Source organism: Pandoraea commovens, assembly GCF_024704525.1.
Lineage (GTDB): Bacteria > Pseudomonadota > Gammaproteobacteria > Burkholderiales > Burkholderiaceae > Pandoraea > Pandoraea commovens.
In genome coordinates this window covers 74,283-93,789 of sequence record NZ_CP102780.1, presented here as the reverse complement: position 1 = coordinate 93,789, position 19,507 = coordinate 74,283, and the positions used below count along the sequence as shown (strand labels likewise).

At 63.8% G+C, this 19,507-nt stretch carries 12 protein-coding genes; 7 read left to right on the top strand and 5 right to left on the bottom strand.

The genetic code is table 11. The annotated features are described in order from the left end of the window. Window positions 1-275: 275 nt before the first annotated feature. Complete coding sequence (uvrA, locus tag NTU39_RS00785; protein ID WP_257958982.1) at window positions 276-6,221, bottom strand: excinuclease ABC subunit UvrA; 5,946 nt, start codon at window positions 6,219-6,221, stop codon at window positions 276-278. 307 nt (window positions 6,222-6,528) lie between these two features. Between uvrA and NTU39_RS00780 the strand changes: the two genes are divergently transcribed. From NTU39_RS00780 to NTU39_RS00765, 4 genes are all read left to right on the top strand, one after another. Beyond that, window positions 6,529-7,062, top strand: coding sequence for a sigma-70 family RNA polymerase sigma factor (locus NTU39_RS00780; RefSeq protein ID WP_233327125.1), 534 nt, complete (start codon window positions 6,529-6,531; stop codon window positions 7,060-7,062). Continuing rightward, the gene (locus NTU39_RS00775) at window positions 7,059-8,162 is read left to right on the top strand and encodes a FecR domain-containing protein (RefSeq protein WP_257958981.1); all 1,104 of its coding nucleotides are present in this window, start codon (window positions 7,059-7,061) and stop codon (window positions 8,160-8,162) included. The genes NTU39_RS00780 and NTU39_RS00775 overlap by 4 nt, the downstream gene beginning before the upstream one ends. A gap of 125 nt (window positions 8,163-8,287) precedes the next feature. Further along, window positions 8,288-10,792: a TonB-dependent siderophore receptor gene (locus NTU39_RS00770; RefSeq protein ID WP_257958980.1), complete on the top strand. Its 2,505-nt coding sequence runs from the start codon at window positions 8,288-8,290 to the stop codon at window positions 10,790-10,792. Between the two features lie 120 nt (window positions 10,793-10,912). Next, the gene (locus NTU39_RS00765; protein WP_257958979.1) at window positions 10,913-12,562 is read left to right on the top strand and encodes a C40 family peptidase; all 1,650 of its coding nucleotides are present in this window, start codon (window positions 10,913-10,915) and stop codon (window positions 12,560-12,562) included. On the opposite strand, the gene NTU39_RS00760 is transcribed toward NTU39_RS00765, so the two are convergent. From NTU39_RS00760 to NTU39_RS00750, 3 genes are all read right to left on the bottom strand, one after another. Continuing rightward, window positions 12,563-13,795 (bottom strand): NAD(P)/FAD-dependent oxidoreductase, encoded by a 1,233-nt coding sequence (locus tag NTU39_RS00760; protein WP_150663783.1) that lies wholly within the window; start codon window positions 13,793-13,795, stop codon window positions 12,563-12,565. A 130-nt stretch (window positions 13,796-13,925) separates the two neighbouring features. Then, window positions 13,926-14,279: a RidA family protein gene (locus NTU39_RS00755; RefSeq protein ID WP_150663782.1), complete on the bottom strand. Its 354-nt coding sequence runs from the start codon at window positions 14,277-14,279 to the stop codon at window positions 13,926-13,928. Window positions 14,280-14,389: 110 nt separating this feature from the next. Continuing rightward, on the bottom strand, window positions 14,390-15,049 hold the full coding sequence (locus NTU39_RS00750; RefSeq protein ID WP_150663781.1) for a TetR/AcrR family transcriptional regulator: 660 nt from the start codon (window positions 15,047-15,049) through the stop codon (window positions 14,390-14,392). A 159-nt stretch (window positions 15,050-15,208) separates the two neighbouring features. Between NTU39_RS00750 and NTU39_RS00745 the strand changes: the two genes are divergently transcribed. Both NTU39_RS00745 and NTU39_RS00740 read left to right on the top strand, forming a co-directional pair. Beyond that, complete coding sequence (locus tag NTU39_RS00745; protein WP_150663780.1) at window positions 15,209-16,510, top strand: NAD(P)/FAD-dependent oxidoreductase; 1,302 nt, start codon at window positions 15,209-15,211, stop codon at window positions 16,508-16,510. A 95-nt stretch (window positions 16,511-16,605) separates the two neighbouring features. Next, complete coding sequence (locus NTU39_RS00740; RefSeq protein WP_174984488.1) at window positions 16,606-17,007, top strand: DUF3331 domain-containing protein; 402 nt, start codon at window positions 16,606-16,608, stop codon at window positions 17,005-17,007. Window positions 17,008-17,169: 162 nt separating this feature from the next. Here the strand turns inward: NTU39_RS00740 and NTU39_RS00735 are convergent, their stop codons facing one another. After that, on the bottom strand, window positions 17,170-17,703 hold the full coding sequence (locus NTU39_RS00735) for a DNA-binding protein (RefSeq protein ID WP_150663778.1): 534 nt from the start codon (window positions 17,701-17,703) through the stop codon (window positions 17,170-17,172). Window positions 17,704-18,246: 543 nt separating this feature from the next. On the opposite strand from NTU39_RS00735, the gene blaPNC reads away from it, so the two are divergent. Continuing rightward, complete coding sequence (gene blaPNC / locus NTU39_RS00730) at window positions 18,247-19,473, top strand: PNC family class C beta-lactamase (protein ID WP_150663777.1); 1,227 nt, start codon at window positions 18,247-18,249, stop codon at window positions 19,471-19,473. Window positions 19,474-19,507 lie beyond the last annotated feature (34 nt).

The window sequence follows — 19,507 nt, the reverse complement described above, 5'->3', positions numbered from 1 at the left end:
GCACCTATCGCAATAAAGTCGATAATTGTCTATTTCTAATTTCTATTTTAGAAATAATTAGGAACTTATGGCTAAGTCCGATGAAGCATCAATCGCGCCGGAAGTAAGTGCACGCCTCTTTTAAAATCCAGGCATATCGGAAGATTTATTAATACATGAAATCGTATACGATATTCCCCATTGAAAGCCGCAAATGAAAACGGGACGCCTGATGCAGGCGTCCCGTCTGACTCGCTGGCAAATGCCGAATGGCGCTCGGTCGCAGCCGCTTACTACTACTTCGCGGTCGCTTCCTCCGGCGTCACCACCGTGGCACCGGTTCCAGCCGTCTGAGCGAGCACCGGTTTGAGTGCGATGCCGGTGTGGCTAGCCCTGACCTTCGCCAGTTCGTCCGGCGACGTCGAGGCGACCACGGTACCGCCGTCCTTGCCGCCCTCCGGTCCCATGTCGACGATCCAGTCGGCTTCGGCAATCACGTCGAGGTTGTGCTCGATGACGACAACCGTATGCCCCCCGTTCACCAGTCGGTGCAGCACATTGATCAGACGTGCCACGTCCGCCATGTGCAACCCGACGGTCGGCTCGTCGAGGACGTACAGCGTGTGCGGCGACTTCTGTCCGCGACGCGTAATGTCGTCGCGCACCTTGGTCAGTTCCGTCACCAGCTTGATGCGCTGCGCCTCGCCGCCCGATAACGTCGGCGACGGCTGCCCCAGCGTGAGGTACCCCAGCCCGACGTCCTTCATCAGTTGCAGCGGATGCGCAATGCTGGGCATCGACGCGAAGAACTCCACGGCTTCATCGACTTCCATCGTCAGCACGTCGCCGATGCTCTTGCCGCGCCACGTCACCGCCAATGTTTCGGCGTTGAAGCGCTGCCCGTGGCAGACGTCGCAAAGCACCTTCACGTCCGCCAGGAAGCTCATGCCGATGGTCCGCACGCCCTGACCTTCACAGGCCGGGCACCGGCCCTCGCCCGTGTTGAACGAGAAGCGCGAGGCCGAGTAGCCACGCGCGCGGGCTTCGAGCGTATCGGCGAACAGACGTCGGATGGTGTCCCAGAACCCGATATAGGTGGCCGGGCACGAGCGCGGTGTCTTGCCGATAGGCGTCTGGTCGACTTCGAGCACACGATCGATCGTCTCCCAGCCCGTGACGGATTCGCACCCGTGCCACGCATGCACCACCGGACGACGCGGCTCTGCGGTCGCTTCCGACTTCGCGCGCGGCTTGCCGTCCGCCTTCACTGCATGGCGCACCGTGCCCTTGCGCGCACGACGCTCCGCAGGCGAAGACAACACCGAACGCCCCACGGCATCGAGCAGGTTCGTCATCAGCACATCGCGCGCGAGCGTCGACTTGCCGGAACCGGACACACCAGTGATCGCCGTGAGTCGCGACAACGGCAGCGAGGCCGTCACGTTCTTCAGGTTATGAAGCGTCGCGCCGTGCACCGTCAGCCAGTTCGGCGGAACGGCTTCAGCACCCGTCGCCCCCTTTGCCCCCTTTGCCGGTGCAACGACTTCGCGGCGCGGCTGAAGCGGATGCTGCAACGGATGGGCGAGGAACTTGCCGGTCAGCGAATCGGGATGCGAGGCGAGATCCTCCACATTGCCCTGCGCGACGAGCGTGCCGCCGCGCTTGCCTGCCCCCGGACCGATGTCGATGATGTGATCCGCGCGACGAATCGTGTCCTCATCGTGCTCGACCACGACCAGCGTGTTGCCCTGATCGCCAAGCTTGCGCAGCGCGCCGAGCAGAATGCCGTTGTCGCGCGGATGCAAGCCGATAGTCGGCTCGTCCAGCACGTAGCACACGCCCTGCAAGTTACTGCCGAGTTGCGCCGCGAGACGAATACGTTGCGACTCGCCGCCCGAGAGCGTCGGTGCGGCGCGGTCGAGCGTGAGGTAGCCGAGGCCCACTTCTTCCAGAAACTCCAGACGCCCCTGAATCTCGCTGATCAGATCGCGGGCGATGCTCGCATCGCGCCCTTGCAGTTCGAGGCCCTGAATCCACTGGCGCACGTCCGTCACGGTCCATTGCGCGACGTCGGAGATGGCGTGTTCGTCGAACGTCACCGCACGCGCCACACCGTTCAGGCGCGCGCCGTGGCAATCCGGACACGGCTGATCGCCCACATCTTCCGGCTCCTGATCCTGCGACGGCAGCGAGTGCTCGCGACCACGATTGTCCTGATTGAGGACGGTGTCGTCGAACGCTTCACGCTGTTCGCGCGTGAGTGCGAGCCCCGTACCGACGCACGTCGTGCACCAGCCGTGCTTGCTGTTGAACGAGAACATGCGCGGATCCAGATCCGGGTAGCTCGTGCCGCAGACCGGGCACGCACGTTTGACCGAGAACACCTCGATCTCGCCTACGCCTTCGCCCGGTTGCTCGTCGGTCATCGTGTCGCCCAGACCGTCGAGCGGGGCGAGCAGATGCATCACGCCCTTGCCCAATTCCAGCGCCGCCGCCAGCAACGTGCGCAGCAAGCCTTCGTTCTCAGGCGTCACCACGACATCGCCCACCGGCAACTCGATGGTGTGTTCGCGGAATCGGTCGAGCTTCGGCCACGGATCGACCGGCAGGAAAACGCCGTCGACACGCAGATGCGAATGTCCACGCGCCTTGGCCCATTTCGCCAGATCGGTGTAAATCCCCTTACGTCCCACGACGAGCGGTGCGAGCAGTCCCACGTGCTGGCCGCGACGGTCGCGCATGAGTTGCGCGACGATGGAGTCGGGGCTTTGTGCCGTCACCGGCGCGCCGTCGTGGATGCAATGCTGGATGCCGAGCTTCACGTACAGCAGACGCAGGAAGTGCCAGACTTCCGTGGTCGTCGCGACGGTACTCTTGCGTCCACCACGCGACAGACGTTGCTCGATAGCGACCGTCGGCGGAATGCCATACACGGCGTCGACTTCCGGACGCCCCGCTGGCTGCACGATGGACCGCGCATACGCGTTGAGCGATTCGAGGTAACGCCGCTGTCCTTCGTTGAACAGAATGTCGAACGCGAGCGTCGATTTTCCCGAGCCCGACACACCGGTGATGACGCTGAACTTGCCACGCGGGATCGCGACGTCGAGCGATTTCAGGTTGTGTTCGCGCGCATTGACGATGCGAATGTCGTCGCCGCCCGCAGGCTTACGATGTGCGCGCGCGGTACGCAACGCCGTTTGCAGCGGCATCCCGACATCGCTCGACGCTTTGCCCGCTGCCACGGCCTGTGCAGGTGCGACCACCGTGCGTTCGTACTCGGCGAGTGCGCGCCCGGTGTGCGACCCTTCGCACGCCACGACATGCGCGAGTGTCCCCGCACACAACACTTCACCACCGCCTTCGCCGCCTTCCGGCCCGAGATCGATGATCCAGTCCGCCGCACGCACCACGTCCAGATTGTGTTCGATGACGAGCAGCGAGTTGCCGCCGTCGAGCAACTTGCCGAACGCGCGCATGAGCTTCGCGATGTCGTCGAAGTGCAGCCCGGTCGTCGGTTCGTCGAAGATGAAGAGACGGCCACGATGCGCAACCTTCTGCCCGCTCGCCGTCTTCTTCTGCGCCGCTTCTGCAAGGAAACCGGCGAGCTTCAGACGTTGTGCTTCGCCACCGGAGAGCGTCGGCACCGGCTGGCCGAGCTTCACGTATTCGAGGCCGACGTCCACGATCGGCTGTAACACACGCAGCACGTCGCGATCCGACGAGAACAGCTTCACGGCCTCGTTGACGGTCAGTTCCAGCACGTCCGACACGCTCAGTTCGCGCATCGCTTCGCCGGGAATGGCACGCTGGATCTTCACGTCCAGCACTTCGGCGCGGTAGCGCTTGCCGTCGCAATCCGGGCAACGAAGATACACATCGCTCAGGAATTGCATCTCCACGTGTTCGAAACCCGAGCCGCCGCACGTCGGGCAACGGCCATTACCGGAGTTGAAGCTGAACGTGCTGGCGTTGTAACCGCGTTGCAGCGCGACTGGCTCAGCAGCGAACAGCTTGCGGATTTCGTCGAATGCGCCGACGTAACTTGCCGGATTCGAGCGCGCTGTCTTGCCGATAGGCGACTGGTCGACGAACACGACGCCCGACAATTGCTCGGCACCGATCAGTTCGTCGTGCGCACCCGGTGCTTCGGTGGGGTCACCGAAGTGACGCGCCAGCGCCGGGCTGAGGATGTCCTGCACCAGCGTCGACTTACCGGAACCGGAGACGCCGGTCACGCACACGAGGCGTCCCAGCGGAATGTCGACGTCGACGTGCTTGAGGTTGTGCTCGCGGGCACCGGTCAGCGTCAGACGCGGCGTCGCCTCGTCCACCGGACGCGCGCGCCAGTTCGACGCGTTCGCCACATGTTTGCGACCGCCGAGATAGCTGCCGGTCAGCGTGTCGGCGTGACGCACTTCCTCGGGCGTACCGTCGAACACAATCTGCCCACCGCGCTCGCCCGGCCCCGGCCCCATGTCGATGACGCGATCGGCGGCCAGCATCACAGCCGGATCGTGCTCCACGACGACCAGCGTGTTGCCCGCATCGCGCAACCGATGCATCGCGGCGACGATGCGGTCCATGTCGCGCGGATGCAAACCGATACTCGGCTCGTCGAGCACGAACAGCGTGTTGACCAGCGACGTACCGAGCGCCGTCGTCAGATTGATACGTTGCACTTCGCCGCCGGAGAGCGTGCGGCTCTGGCGGTCGAGTGTGAGGTAGCCGATGCCGACATCGCACAGATACTTCAGACGCGTGCCGACTTCCTCTTGCAGCAACTTCAGCGCGTCATCGAGCAGGCTGGACGGCAACGTCAGCGAATCGAAGAACTGACGCACGCGCGTGATCGGCATGAGCATCAGATCGTGCATCGTCAGGCCGGGCAGCGCTTCGAGTTGCTCGCGCGACCACGACACACCACGCGGCATGAAGCGCTGGGCGGGCGGCAGCACGGCGTCGGCATTCTCTTTCGAGCCGAGTCGCCACAGCAGACCTTCGGTCTTCAGACGCGCACCACCGCATGTGTCGCACGTGGTGTAGCTGCGGTACTTCGAGAGCAGCACGCGAATGTGCATCTTGTACGCCTTCGACTCCAGATAGCCGAAGAAGCGGCGAATGCCATACCACTGCTTGTTCCACTCGCCTTGCCAGTCGGGGTCGCCTTCGATGACCCATTCACGATGTTCGGGCGAGAGCTTCGACCACGGCGTGTCGCGCGGGATGCCCGCTTTGCCTGCGTACTCCAGCAGGTCTTCCTGAATCTCTTTCCACGCGGGCGTCTGAATCGTCTTGACCGCGCCACCGCGCAGCGTCTTGCGTTCGTCGGGAATCACCAGACCGAGGTCGACGCCGATCACGCGACCGAACCCGCGACACGCTTCGCACGCGCCGTACGCAGAGTTGAACGAGAAGAGCGCGGGTTGCGGATCGGCGTAATGCAGATCGCTGTCGGGGCAATGGAGGTCCTGCGAATAGCGCCAGATGTCCGGCTCGCCTTCTTCGGCCAGCACATAGACGTTCACCCGGGCACGGCCGCGCTTGAGCGAAGACTCGATGGCTTCCATCGCGCGCGCCTTCTCCGTGTTCTGAAGACGGAAGCGGTCGGCGACAACGTCGAGCACCTTTCGCGTGCCCTCGGTGGTCGTGATTTCGCGCTCGGCCTGCACGCGTGTGTAACCGGACGCCGAGAGCCATTGCTCCACTTCGTCGGGCGTGACGCTGCCGGGCAACTCGACCGGGAAGGTGACGACCAGACGCGGATCGCTCTGGGCGGTGCGCGCCATGAGGTCCGCGTAGATCGTCTCGGGCGTGTCGTGACGCACCGACTGGGCGGTTTCGCGATCGAACAGCGCCGCCGCGCGGGCGAAGAGGAGCTTGAGGTGATCGTTGAGTTCGGTCATCGTGCCGACCGTCGAGCGCGAGCTGCGCACGGGGTTGGTCTGATCGATGGCGATGGCGGGCGGCACGCCTTCCACGTGGTCGACCTGCGGACGATCCATGCGGTCGAGGAACTGGCGCGCGTAAGCGCTGAACGTCTCGACATAGCGGCGCTGGCCTTCGGCGAACAGCGTGTCGAAGACCAGACTGGACTTGCCGGAACCGGACGGACCGGTCACGACGGTCATCTCACCGGTCTGGAGATCGACATCGAGATTCTTGAGGTTGTGCTGGCGGGCGCCACGAATACGAATGGCGTGGCTGGCCGACGGGTCGGGTTTCGAGGAGGACTTGTCCACTGGGTATCAGAGCCGTATCAGTGCGAAAAGGACAAAGCGACAAAACGACAGAGCGCATAAGCGCCTCGGGGGAACTACTGTATCAGGCCGATGCGACAGCCGCTGGCAGCATCCAGACGTCGCTGGCACGCTGCGATTGTACTGTACATTTGTACAGCATCAACCCAATCCCCCATTCGCGGTGGTCTTAATCCCCCCTCCATCCGTCACCGCACGATAGGTCATGATATGATGCGAATGATTATCATTAACCTCAAAAGCTGCTAGATCAGCGACGGTTGCCGGTTCGGGCGACCAAGCCAACATCATGATGCGTGACGACAACGGGGGACGCAAAGATCACGCACGCGCGGACGCGTCCGGCGTGGCCGCGCTCTATCACGATCACCACGGCTGGCTGCGCAACTGGCTGCATCGCAAACTCGGCAATCACGGCGACGCCGCCGACCTCGCGCACGACACTTTCGTGCGTCTGCTCAGCAAGGACACCCCCGTCTGCCCGCGCGAACCCCGCGCCTTTCTCACTGTGGTCGCGCAAGGACTGGTCGCCAATCTGCATCGCCATCGCAAGATCGAAGCTGCTTATCTCGACGCGCTCGCCGCACAGCCCGAAGCCGTCGCGCCCGACCCCGAGACCCGCGCCATCCTGCTCCAGACACTCATCGACATCGATCGTCGCCTCGACGGCCTGCCGCCTGTCGTGCGCCGCGTTTTCCTCATGTCGCAACTCGACGGCCTCGCACAGCGCGACATCGCCGAGACCGTCGGCATCTCCATCGCGACCGTGCAACGCCATATCGTCAAAGCCCTGCACGCCTGCTGTTTCGGAGATGCTGCATGATCCGCCCGACGCCCTCCAACGAGAGCGCCGCCCGCCTCGCAGCCACCACGTCATTACCGGAAGCCGTCACGCTTGCGGCCACCGAATGGTTCGTCCGCCTGCAAGCTGTCGGGACAAATGACAAGGCGGACGCGGACACGCACGCCGACTGGCAACGCTGGCATGACGCCGACGCACGACACGCGCTCGCGTGGCAACGTCTGGTGGACTTCGGCGCACATCTTCGGACAATTCCTCCGCTGGTTGCGCACAACACGCTCGTGCGGGCCAACGCGAATCAGGGTCGACGCCGCGTGCTCGGCCTCATCGCGGTCGCGGGTGTGACGGGCGCGGTCTGGTCGGCCAGCGACTCGAACACCGTGCACGCCTGGCGTGCCGATCTGAGCACCGGCGTGGGCGAGCGCCGCACGGTACAGCTTGCTGACGGCACTGTCCTCGCGCTCAACACCGATTCCGCCGTCGACCTGCACTTCTCGCAGGACGTGCGGCGTCTGCGACTCGTGCGCGGGGAAATCGCAGTCACCACAGGCGCGGACGCAGATCACGGGCATCGCCCGTTCTTCGTCGACACCGCTCAGGGCAGTCTTCAGGCGCTCGGTACACGTTTCGCCGTCCGTCAGCACGACGACAGCGCCGCCGTGGCCGTGCTCGAAGGTGCGGTGCGCGTGGTCCCGGCCAACGCGACCGACGCCGCCGTCGTTCTCACGGCCGGACAGGGCGCCACCTTCGACGCCACGGCCCTGCGCTCACGCTTCGACGATGTCGGTGTCGCCAATGCAGCTGCCGCGTGGACACAAGGAATGCTAGTCGTGCACGCCATGCCGCTCGGCGCGTTCCTTGCCGAACTGGGTCGCTATCGACGCGGGCATCTCGGCTGCGCGCCGGAGATCGCCCGCTTGCCGGTGTCGGGCATCTATCCGGTCGACGACACCGATCGCGTGCTCGACATGCTCTCGCGCGCCTTGCCCGTCGACGTCCAGCGCTACACCCGCTGGTTCGTGCGCGTTCAGCCGGGCAACAACGCCAGCGCAAACACCGGCCGTTCACCCACCGAAGTGCCGACGCGCCGGGCCATCGGCGGCGACCGCACGCACACCTGAAACGGCCGTCACCCACGCGCTGAAAATTTTTTGACGTCGGACTGAGGGGTTTTCGAATCTCGCGGGGCATAGACAGGAAAGCCCAATTCGATGTTTCGATGCTCCCAGGAAAGGAAACCGCCGACATGTCTTCTCACGTCAGCCACACGCTCTCGCGTGCCGCACGTGCCCACACGCCCGCCCGTCACACACACCGCGCCGTCACCCTCGCCACCGGGGCGCTCTTCACGCTGACCGCCCTGTCGGCACTGACCGTCCTCACGACGACGGACGCTCATGCACAGACACCGGCACAAGCGGCCACCGCCGCACGCGCCGCGCAGTCGCTGCACATCCCCGCCGGTTCGCTGCAACAAGGGCTGGTCGCCTTCGCGCAGCAGACAGGCCTGATGATCTCGTACGACGCCGCCCAGATCGCCGACAAGCGCACGGCAGGCGCCTCCGGCACGTACACGCCGTCGCTCGCCCTCGCGATCCTGATCGAAGGCACGGGCTTGCAAGCGACCGGCCAGCCGAACGGCGGCTACATCGTCGCGCCCGGTCCGAACGCATCGGCCGCCGCCACCACCGGTGCGGCCGTCGCCTTGCCGCAGACCGACGTGACCGCCCACGCCGAGCGCGACGTCGCACGCGGTCCGGTGGTCGGCTATGTGGCCACACGCAGCGATACGGCGACCAAGTCGGATACGTCGATCATGCAGACGTCGCAATCGATCAGCGTGATCCCGCGCGATCAGATGAACGATCAGGCCGTCCAGACCGTGACGGACGCGCTGAAGTACGCCGCCGGGGTGAACGCCGATCCGTACGGCAGCGACACCCGCGCCGACTGGTTCTACATTCGCGGTTTCAACGCCGATGTCTACTGGGACGGCCTGCGTGTGCCGCAGATCGCGAATCGCCCTGGCAGCTACGCCGCCGTTCGCGTCGATCCGTACACGCTCGAGCGTGTGGAAGTGCTGCGCGGACCCAGCTCGATCCTCTATGGCGCAGGCAACCTCGGTGGTCTCGTCAATCTGGTGAGCAAGGCACCGAGCGCGGAAGCCTACCGCGAGATCGGCGTCGACTACGGCACGTTCGACCGTCGTCAACTGCGTGTGGACATGACCGGCCCCGCCAACGAAGACGGCACGCTGCTCTATCGCATCACCGGCCTTGGTCGGATGTCGAACGCGCAGACCGACAATGTGAGCGACGACCGTCTGATGATTCAGCCGTCGATCACGTGGCGTCCGAACGCGCAGACGAGCTTCACGTGGTTCGTCAACTACATGCAGGACAACATGGGCTCATCGGTCAGCTATGGCCCGGCGCTGGGCATGGTGAAGGACTCCCGCTGGGGCCGCATCGACCGCGATCTGCTCACCGGCGATCCGTCGTTCGACCGCTATCGCAAGACGCAGGTCGCCACCGGCTACCGCTTTGAACACCGCGTGAACGACGCGCTGCAATTCCGCTCGACGGCGCGCTTCACGCACATGGATCTCGACTACAAGTCGATCTATGGCACCGCGCTGCTGGCCGATCAACGCACACTGCAACGCACGGCCTATCAGGCCGCGCCGATCCTGAACGGCTGGCAGCTCGACAACAACGTGCAGTACGACACGACGACCGGCCCCGTCGCGCACAAAGTGGTCGGCGGCGCGGACTTCCAGACGCAGCGCTTCCTGAACCGCGTGTGGTCGGGCTCCGCACCGTCGCTCGATCTCTACGCGCCGGTTTATGGCGTGAAGGGCGTGTTGCCCGCCAACCCCACGACCAGCACCGACCAGACGCAAACGCAACTCGGCCTGTACCTGCAAGACCAGATGCGCTGGGACCGCTGGTATCTGACGCTGGGTGGCCGGGAAGACTTCACGTGGTCGACGACCGACAACAACCTCAACAAATCGTCGGTCAAGCAAACGCCGAACAAGTTCACGTGGCGCGCGGGCCTGCTGTACGAATCGGCTATCGGTCTGTCGCCGTACTTCAGCTATTCGACGTCGTTCCTGCCCACGCTCTCGACCAACCTCGCGGGCACGCCGCTTGAGCCGACCACGGGTCAGCAGTACGAAATCGGTGTGAAGTACCAGCCGGTGAACACCGATGCCATCTTCACGGCGTCGCTGTTCAACCTGACGCAGCAAAACGTCTCGACTGCCGATCCGACCAACACGCGCAACACAATTCAGACGGGCGAAGTGCGCTCGCGTGGCGTGGAACTCGAAGCCCGCATGAGCCTCACGTCGAAGCTCAACATGGTGGCAAGCTACACATATCAGGACGTGGAGGTCACGCGCAGCAACAACACCGATCTGGGCAAGCGTCCGTATGGCGTGCCGCGCAATATGGCGTCGCTGTGGGCCGACTACAACTTCGGCAGTGTGGGCGATGCCAAGCTCGGCGCGGGGGCCGGCATCCGCTATCTCGGCCAGACGGCGGGCGACTCGGTGAACTCGTTCTCGGTGCCCAGTGTGACGCTCGTCGACGCGTCGCTGCACGCCGACATCGGCTGGCGCTGGCGTCTGCAACTGAACGCAACCAACCTGTTCGACCGCACCTACGTGGCGGGCTGCAACACCACCGTGCAGTGCTACTACGGCACGGGCCGCACGGTCATCGGCAGCGTGACGGCGCGCTGGTAAGTCACCGACGCGTTGGGGACGAGGCGTCGCGCAAGCCGCTTCCCCAACGCGCAGTCGTCTCGGGAGTTGCCTCGCGTCAATGGAGTAGCATGGCGGCATCCGGGCTCTCCTTTGCACGACATGGGCGCAATTCTCGCGGCGCGCGGCACCTTGCAGCGCGCGCTCTCGTCCCGCACCGCCGTCTCTTCAGACAGCCAGCGTCGCTTCACATGGCTGGCTGCCTTCCTGCCGCTCATCATGCTTGCGGCGTGCGCCAGCGCTCCCGCCCCCCAATCGCCGCCTGCGGCGGGGCACACGGCATCAGCGCCGCCTCCCGCGCAGTACAACGTCAGCCGCTTCCCCATCGAGCATTACGATCAGGACGTCGATCACTGGATTCGGCCTGACGCCCCCGGTTACGATCAGCCGCTGCTTTCCGCGCAGGAACAGACCCGCCGGTTCGACGTATTCCGCGCTCGCTACTTCGGCACCGCACCGCGCGATCCGTCGCCGTGGAACGGCACATGGCTTTCTACGTCGCTCCTGAATGCGGGCGGCGCAGCGCAGCTCGCCGATTCGCAGGCACGTCGCGTTAGCCGCTTCGACAATAGCCGCCCCGGTATTCGCAAGACCTACGGTGAGAACTTCCAGCCGCATACGCAGGCGTGGATCCGCGCAATCGAGTCCAACATGGCGCTCGCGCAACTCGACGCCGATCACGCCAGTTGGCAATACGACCCGCGCCGCCGTGGCATCACCGTCGACAACGCGCTCGTGCGCCTGCTGCCGACGAACGATCCCGCGTTCTACGATTTCCGTGAAGCGGGCGAAGGCTATCCGTTCGACGCCTTGCAGGACTCCGCGCTGCGCCCCGGCACGCCGGTCTACACACTCGCGCGCAGTCAGGACGGCGCGTGGCTGCTCGTGTATTCGCCCGACCTCATCGGCTGGATCGACGCACGCACGGTGGCGTCCGTCGACGCGCGCTTCGTTGCCACCTGGCGTGACGCCGCACAGCGCAGTCTCGGTGCCATCGTGCGTGGCGATGCGACATTGAGCGACACGGTGCCGGGCACCACCACGGCCCTCTACCGGACGTTCGCCCCCATCGGCACGGTGTTGCCGCTTGTGCAGTCGCGCGACGGACGTCAGATGGCGATGTTCCCCATCGCCGACGCGCAGCGACAAGCGCAAGTCCGCATGGCTGCGCTCGATGCATCGGCCTTCGTGCGGATGCCGTGGACGCTGACGCCGCGTCATATGGCGCAGGTGATGAAGCAACAGATCGGACGTCCGTACGGATGGGGCAACACGCTCTTCTATAACGATTGCTCGGCCGAGACGCGCAGTCTGTTCGCGCCGTTCGGCGTGTGGCTACCGCGGCATTCGTCCGATCAGTTGCGTGCAGGTCGGCGCACCGATCTGCGCAATGCCGACATCGACACACGCCTGCGCACGCTCGCCGAGCGCGGTCGGCCGCTCATGACGCTGATCCACATCAACGGTCACATCATGTTGTATCTGGGCAATGCCGAGCGTGACGGCGTGAGCGTGCCGATGACGTATCAGAACGTGTGGGGGTTATCGCCAGCAGATAACAGCCGTCGCAATGTCATTGGCGGATCGGTGATCCTGCCGTTGCTCAGGACCTATCCGGAAGACCCGGCGGTGCGTTCGCTCGCTGGCAAGCCGCTGTTCGAGATCAGCGTGATCGGCCTAATCGACGGTAGCGCATCGAACGAGTCGACGCCATCGCCCAGCGTCGACTCCCCGGAGGAGATGCCGCAGTGATCAGAAACGTTCGGCGCGGAATGGCGCGGGATCGACCACCAGCGTGTCGCCCGTCATCATCTCGGCGACGAGGCGTCCCGTCACTGGCCCGAGCGTAAGGCCGTGATGCGCGTGACCGAACGCGAACCACAGGTCGCGATGCCCCGGCGCGGGGCCGATGATCGGCTTCATGTCCGGTGTGCAGGGACGGCGTCCGAGCCACGGCACCGGATCGACGCGCTCGCCGAGCGGGAACGTCTCGCGCGCCAGCGGTTCGACGGCCGCCAGTTGCACCGGCGTGGGCGGCGTGTCGCGCAGGCCGAGCTCGACACCCGTCGTCAGACGAATGCCGCCCGTCATCGGCGTGATAAGAAAGCCGTACTCGGCATCGAGCACCGGTTGACTCAGCTTCGCATCCGGCTGGGCGCGATAGTGCATGTGATAACCGCGTTTGACGGCGAGCGGGAAGCGGTAGCCGAGCGCTCGGGTCACGGTGTCCGCCCACGGTCCTAATGCAACGACCGCGCGACGGCCTTCGATACGACCGACTTCGGTCTGCACCGACCAGTGCGGCTGCAATGTGGTCGCGTCGCCGGTAAAAATGCGCCCGCCGAGCGATTCGAAGTAACGCGCATAGGCGGCGACCAGCGCGCCGGGGTCGCTCACCGAATCGGACGCCGTATAACGCAATCCGCCCACCAACGTGTGCGTGAGCGATGGCTCGTCCGCACGCAATTGCGTCGCATCGAGACGCTCGAACGGCACGTCGTATTCGTTGCGCCAACGCTCGGCGTCACGTTGTGCAGCGTCCATCGCAGACGCCGTGCGAAACACTTTCACCCAACCGCCTTCACGCAGCAACGCCCCGGCGCGTGACGCCGCGATCAGGTCGCGATGCTCCGTCACGCAATGCGCAATCAGCGTGCTGTAGTCGCGCGCGATGGCCGCATGACGGGCGGGTTCCGAGTGATACCAGTAGCGCGCGAGAAAGGGTCCGACGGTCCCCATGGCGGACGGGTGATAACGCACGTCCGTGGAGCGATTGCGCGCGTAGCGCAGCAGCGTGCCGAGGTCGCGCGGAAATGCGTACGGATAGACGCCTTCGCGTTGAATCAGCCCGGCGTTGCCGAACGAGGTTTCGTTGCCGGGCGACTTGCGGTCGATGAGCGCGACCGACATGCCGCGTCGCTGCAAATGCACAGCCACGGAAACACCAACGATACCGGCACCGAGCACTAGGGCGTCGTACGTCATGAGCGGGTGTCCGACGAGCCGTCAGACCATCAGAGAAGGAGGGGGAGCGGGCTCATGCGCATCACACGACGCGCGAATGAGCCCGACATCCATGCGCTGCGCGCGCACGGACAGGTGACGAACGGCGGAATTACGCCAGCGCGGTCACGGCGATTTCGACTTCCAGGCCAGCACGCATGAGCGGCGATTGCACGCAGGCACGCGTCGGGGCGTGACCTTCGGGGACCCAGGCGTCCCACACGGCGTTGAATTCGGCGAAGTGCTTGGCGTCCGACAGCCAGATGTTCGCGGTCAGCAGACGCGACTTGTTCACACCCGCCTCAGTGAGCAGCGAATCGATGCGCGTGAGAATTTCGGTGGTTTGCTGCGTGACGGACACGTTGGCGGTGTCGGGGACCTGACCGGCCAGATACACGACGCCGTTGGCGATCACGATCTGGCTCATGCGAGCGTTGGTGTGCAGACGCTTGATTTCGTTCGACATAGGGGGGCACCGTAAAGAAAAAGGCGGGCCGGCAGTCGGCCCGGGTGCCGCTATCTTATACGACGCTTGCGGACTTCCCGCGTTGGGACGTCCATCTTCTCAGCGTTGCCTCATTGCCGGATCAACGCCATCGCGCAATCGAGCACCGTGCGCTTGAGATCGGCCATGCCTTCCGGGGGCAGGAACGGTCCCATCATGTGACGGTAAGAGACGGTCTTGCTGATGGCCGACGTCAGCATGAAGAACATTACGTCGGCGTCGGATACGGGACGATTCTGCGCCTTGAGCCAGTCGGCAACGAGCGGCACCATCGCGTCGCGATACGGACGCACGAGCCGCTGCGTGAGAATGTCGAGCCGCTCGCCTTCCTCGGTCGCCGCCGTCGAAAAGAACATACCGACGTCCGGGTTATCGAACACCGCTTCCACGAATACACGCACGGCCTTTTCGATTCGCTCGGACGCGTCGCCCGGCGCGTCGCGCAGGGCATGCGTTTCTTCGACCATCGCATGCGTGAGTGCCGCAATCTGATCGACAACCGCGACCCAAAGCGCTTCTTTCGAACCGAAATGGTGCGAAATCAACGCAGCATCGACCCCGGACGCTTCGGCAATCTGCCGCACGCTGCTCGCATAGAACCCTCGTTGCGCGAAGATGCGACGGGCGTTCAGAAGCAACGCGTCGGCACCATGCGTGCAGTCGCACGTAGGACGCCCACGCGTGCGTTTGCGGGGCGGTTCGGCTTGCGAAAGGGCTTTATCAGGAGTCATTGAGCGATGGGGTGGGACGGATTTCGCGACAGCAATACGCCAAGTCTACCCGACCCGAACGTACCTGCCTCCCCAGACACGTCCTATTTGACATGCCGGGTACACGCTCGCTATTATGCGCTTATTCATCACTTGTTGAATTGGACATTTCCCCCCCAAATGTCTCGCGCAAACCGAATCGTGATTGTCGGTGGCGGTATCGCCGGCTTGATGCTGGCAACTCGTCTGGGCAGAACGCTCGGCCGTGCCGGTGCTGTGCGCGTGACACTCGTCGACAGTCATCCCACCCATCTCTGGAAGCCGATGCTGCACACCGTTGCGGCAGGCACGTGCGACGTCGCGCACAGCCAGGTGGCGTACCTCTCGCATGCGTGCAGCAACGGTTTCACGTATCAGGCGGGACGCATGAGCGGTCTGGACCGCGAGCGCCGGGAGATTGTGCTGGAGGAAATGGAAGGCCACGACGGCAAGCGTTTGCTCAGCGAGCGCCGTGTGCCTTACGACGCGCTGGTGCTCGCGCTGGGCTCACAAGCGGACGACGCCTCGCTACCCGGTGTGCGTGACGTTTGTCACTTCATCGACAGCCAGCCGCAGGCGACGGCATTCAACGCTGCATTGCATTGCGAATCGCTGCGCAGCGCCGTGAACGACGATGCGTTGCGCATTGTCATCGCCGGTGGCGGCACCACAGGCGTTGCGCTGGCGGCAGAACTCAGCCGAACGTTCGCGATGGCGGCCGGTTACGGCGATCCGCAGATTTGCGAGCGGCTGAAGCTCACGCTGATCGAGCGCGGGCCGCGTCTGCTTGGCGCGTTTCCGCCCGACGTCTCCGCTTCGACGCAAGATCAACTCGAACAACTCGGTTTTCGTGTGCTGACGGATACGCGCGTCGTTTGCGCCGACCGTGACGGCTTTTACCGCGACGACGGCCAGCTCATTCCCGGCGATTTGCTGGTGTGGGCGGCGGGCGTGAAAGCGCCGGATTGTCTGCGCGGCATCGGTGGACTGACGACCAACGCAGCGAATCAGGTCGTCGTGCGCGCCACGTTGCAGACGGCACAGGACGAACGCATTTTCGCGCTGGGCGATTGTGCGTCGTTCACGTCGTCGGGCGTGGGGCAGGACGAGTATGCATTGCCGCCGACGGCACAGGTGGCAACGCAACAGGCGGCGCATCTCGGCCGTCATCTGGGCGCGTGGCTTGAAGGCCGCGCAATTCCGCCGTTCGCTTATCGCGACCCTGGCGCGTCGTTGTCGCTGTCTGGCTACAACGCGTCTGGCGCCCTCGGGCGATTCGGCTTTTTCAAAGGTGGCATCGTGCGCGGACGCTTTGCGCAGTGGAGCCACGCCATGTTGTACCGGCGTCATCAGCACGCGCTGCACGGGTTCGCCCGCGCGACGGTGTTGCTGGGCGCGGAAAAACTCGGCGGCCTTCGCGGGCCGCGCATCCGGCTGGCCTGAACATGCGAAGCGATCGAACCAATTGCCCGAACCGAAGCGGCAGCAGCCGCGCCTCTGGGACCGCAGCGTCCTCTTCTTCGTCGGTGTCCGCACCGATGTCTCGTGCCTCACGCTCGTCACGTGCATCGCGTGATCAGGGCGTGTGGCAGCACACCGTTGCCATGCTCGACGCCGAGCCGGTCGTCTGCCGACCGGTGATCCCGTACACGCGCCGCGCGCCTATCGTGCGCGTGCTGGAGATTTCCAGCGAGCTGACGATCACGGTGTCGTGGAACGACGCCACCGGCGGCAACTACGGCGCGCAGATCTGGCGCATCCGCAAGGCGCACCATCCGGGCGTATGCGCGTTGACGAACGAGACCATCGACGTGGGCGATTTCGTTTATCGCCCGTTGTTCGGCGACATCCCGCCGCTCAACGCCGATGCGATGATCTCCGCCGAAGCGATCCGCGTCATGCGCGAGGCCGAGAACCGCGAACCCGAACCGGCGCTGTAATCGCACGCCACACTTTCTACCGTTCATACCCGCGCGCTGAAAAGTAGTTCCCCCCTCCCCCTGTTTGATTTCAGCGTGTTGCCGCCCCTTGAGGGCGGTTTTTTTTCGTCTTTCCAAAATCAATCGGGAGTGCGGTTGAGGCCTTCGAGTCAAGGTCGGCGCTCACGCCTTGAATCCAAGGTTGGCCGTGGCGAATCTGGCGTCGACGGGCTGTCCCATCAGCACGGCTTCTCTGGCGCGGTTCACCTGCATGGCGACTACTGCGATATCAATCAAAGGGCGCCCGAACTTGTACCTGCGCGCCTCAAGAAATTGCAGGACTAGAGCAAGGTGCCAAATCGACGTACTCCCGGCATGGACTGGCGAAGGGAATGCAGCCCAATGCATAACCATGAGTTTCCGCAAATTTTGTCGTGTCACACCGACAAGATCGGCGGCGTCGGTCAGTCCAACAAAGTCCGGCCCCGCCTCAACGAGTTTCGCGGACGGAATCGCGCGATTTACATCGGAGATCGCGCTTAGCATCGCTTGTTCGGCAGATGTGGAATTACGGGTGAAATCAAGACACAAATGCCCGGCGAGTCCCATTCCTACCAGTGCATCGGTGCATCTCGCTTCGCCTAAACGCTCGATCAAATCATCCAGATCCGAATCCGCCGGATCTAATTTGTACGTCAATGTGAATTCGTATTTCATCGGGTATCTCGTTCAAGAAGCTTCACTCAAGAACTTGGCCGACTCCGTATCTTGCGGAGCTTCTAGATTCTTGGTTCTCACGCAGTTGTCGATTGCGCGCTTCAATTGATTGACGTGATCGTCAGCATCCTTCGGCGTACACCAAATACTGTTGATGCAGAATCGACCGTTGCGACAGGTGGAATCGTTGTCGGGGCAAAACAAGGACCCCCACGCGTGCCCCCTTCCGGGGCGTACCTTCACTGCCCAGCCACGCGCCTCGGCGTAGCAAATGGCTTTCTCTATATCCTTGTTGGAGTGTCTCGGGCGAATCATTGGCAACTGCGAAAGGTTAGTCAGGACGTCAACGGTTGTCAAACGACAACTTAGGCATTTTGAGAAATGCCGTCGAGCACGAACGTAAGTTCAACAGAGCGTTGCAACCGTTACAACGGTTACATGCAACCACCACAAACCCGATCCCCTTTGGGTTTACGCTTCGTCCACAGCTCACGGCGATGCAGAATGTACGCCCCGGTGAGCCCTCAACGGAGATGAGCGTCGATGACCAAACCCCATATCACCCTGTTTGCCGCCCTTGCGGCGACCGCCGCTATTAGCTGGATGGCTTTCAGTGCGCGCAGTTATGCCGCCGAGGCCGGTGCGCAAGTTCAGACGAATCCCCGGCAAGACGAGATCAAATCGCTCGTCGATAAGACCATCGCGCCGCTGATGACGCGTCAGGACATTCCCGGCATGGCCGTCGGCATCATCTTCGACGGGCAGTCCTATGTCTTCGATTACGGTGTCGCAGACAAGGCCGCCAACAAGCCCGTCACCGACGACACCCTGTTCGAGATCGGCTCCGTCAGCAAGACGTTCACCGCTACGCTCGCGACGTACGCGCAAGCCGCAGGCTCACTCTCCCTGACCGACAAAGTCAGCCGTCGCGCCCCCGAGTTCGCGGGCACACCGTTCGGCGACGTCAAACTGCTGAATCTCGGCACGCACACCACCGGCGGCATGCCGCAACAAGTGCCGGACAACGTCACCAACATCGAGGAGATGACGCAATACCTCAAAGCGTGGAAGCCCGCCCAGCCGACCGGCACCGCGCGCACGTACTCGAACATCAGCATCGGCGCGCTCGGCTGGATTACCGCTCGGGCCATGCACGGCGATTTCGCCACGCTCATGTCGGATCACGTCTTCAAGCCGCTCGACCTGAAGCACACCTTCATCAAGGTGCCGGAAGATCAGCAAGCAAACTACGCGTGGGGATATAAGAACGGCAAGCCGATTCGCGTCTCGCCCGGTGTGTTCGAGCAGGAGGCATACGGTGTGAAGACAACCGCCTCCGACCTGTTGCGCTTCGTCAACGCCAACCTCGGCGAGGCGGTCTATGACCGGCGTCTGCGTCACGCGATCTACGCGACGCGCACAAGTTACTTCTTCGATGCGCCGATGACGCAAGACCTCGCGTGGGAACAGTATCCGTATCCCGTCACGATCGAAGCGCTGATCGAGGGCAACTCCACGCGGATGTCGACGGAATCGACCCCTGCGCGCGAACTCACGCCACCGATGGCACCGGCGCCGGTGTCGTGGGTCAACAAGACGGGATCGACGAGCGGGTTCGGCACGTATGTGGCCTTCGTCCCGTCGAAGCAGATGGCGATCGTGCTACTCGCCAACAAGAATTACCCGATGGAAGAACGGCTGCGCGCCGCCCATCAGATTCTGACGACGCTCGACGGCAGCCGTCCCGCACCGGCAGCACCTGCGAAGTAATCTCGCAGCTCGGTTAGGTCGCGCGCCAACCCGC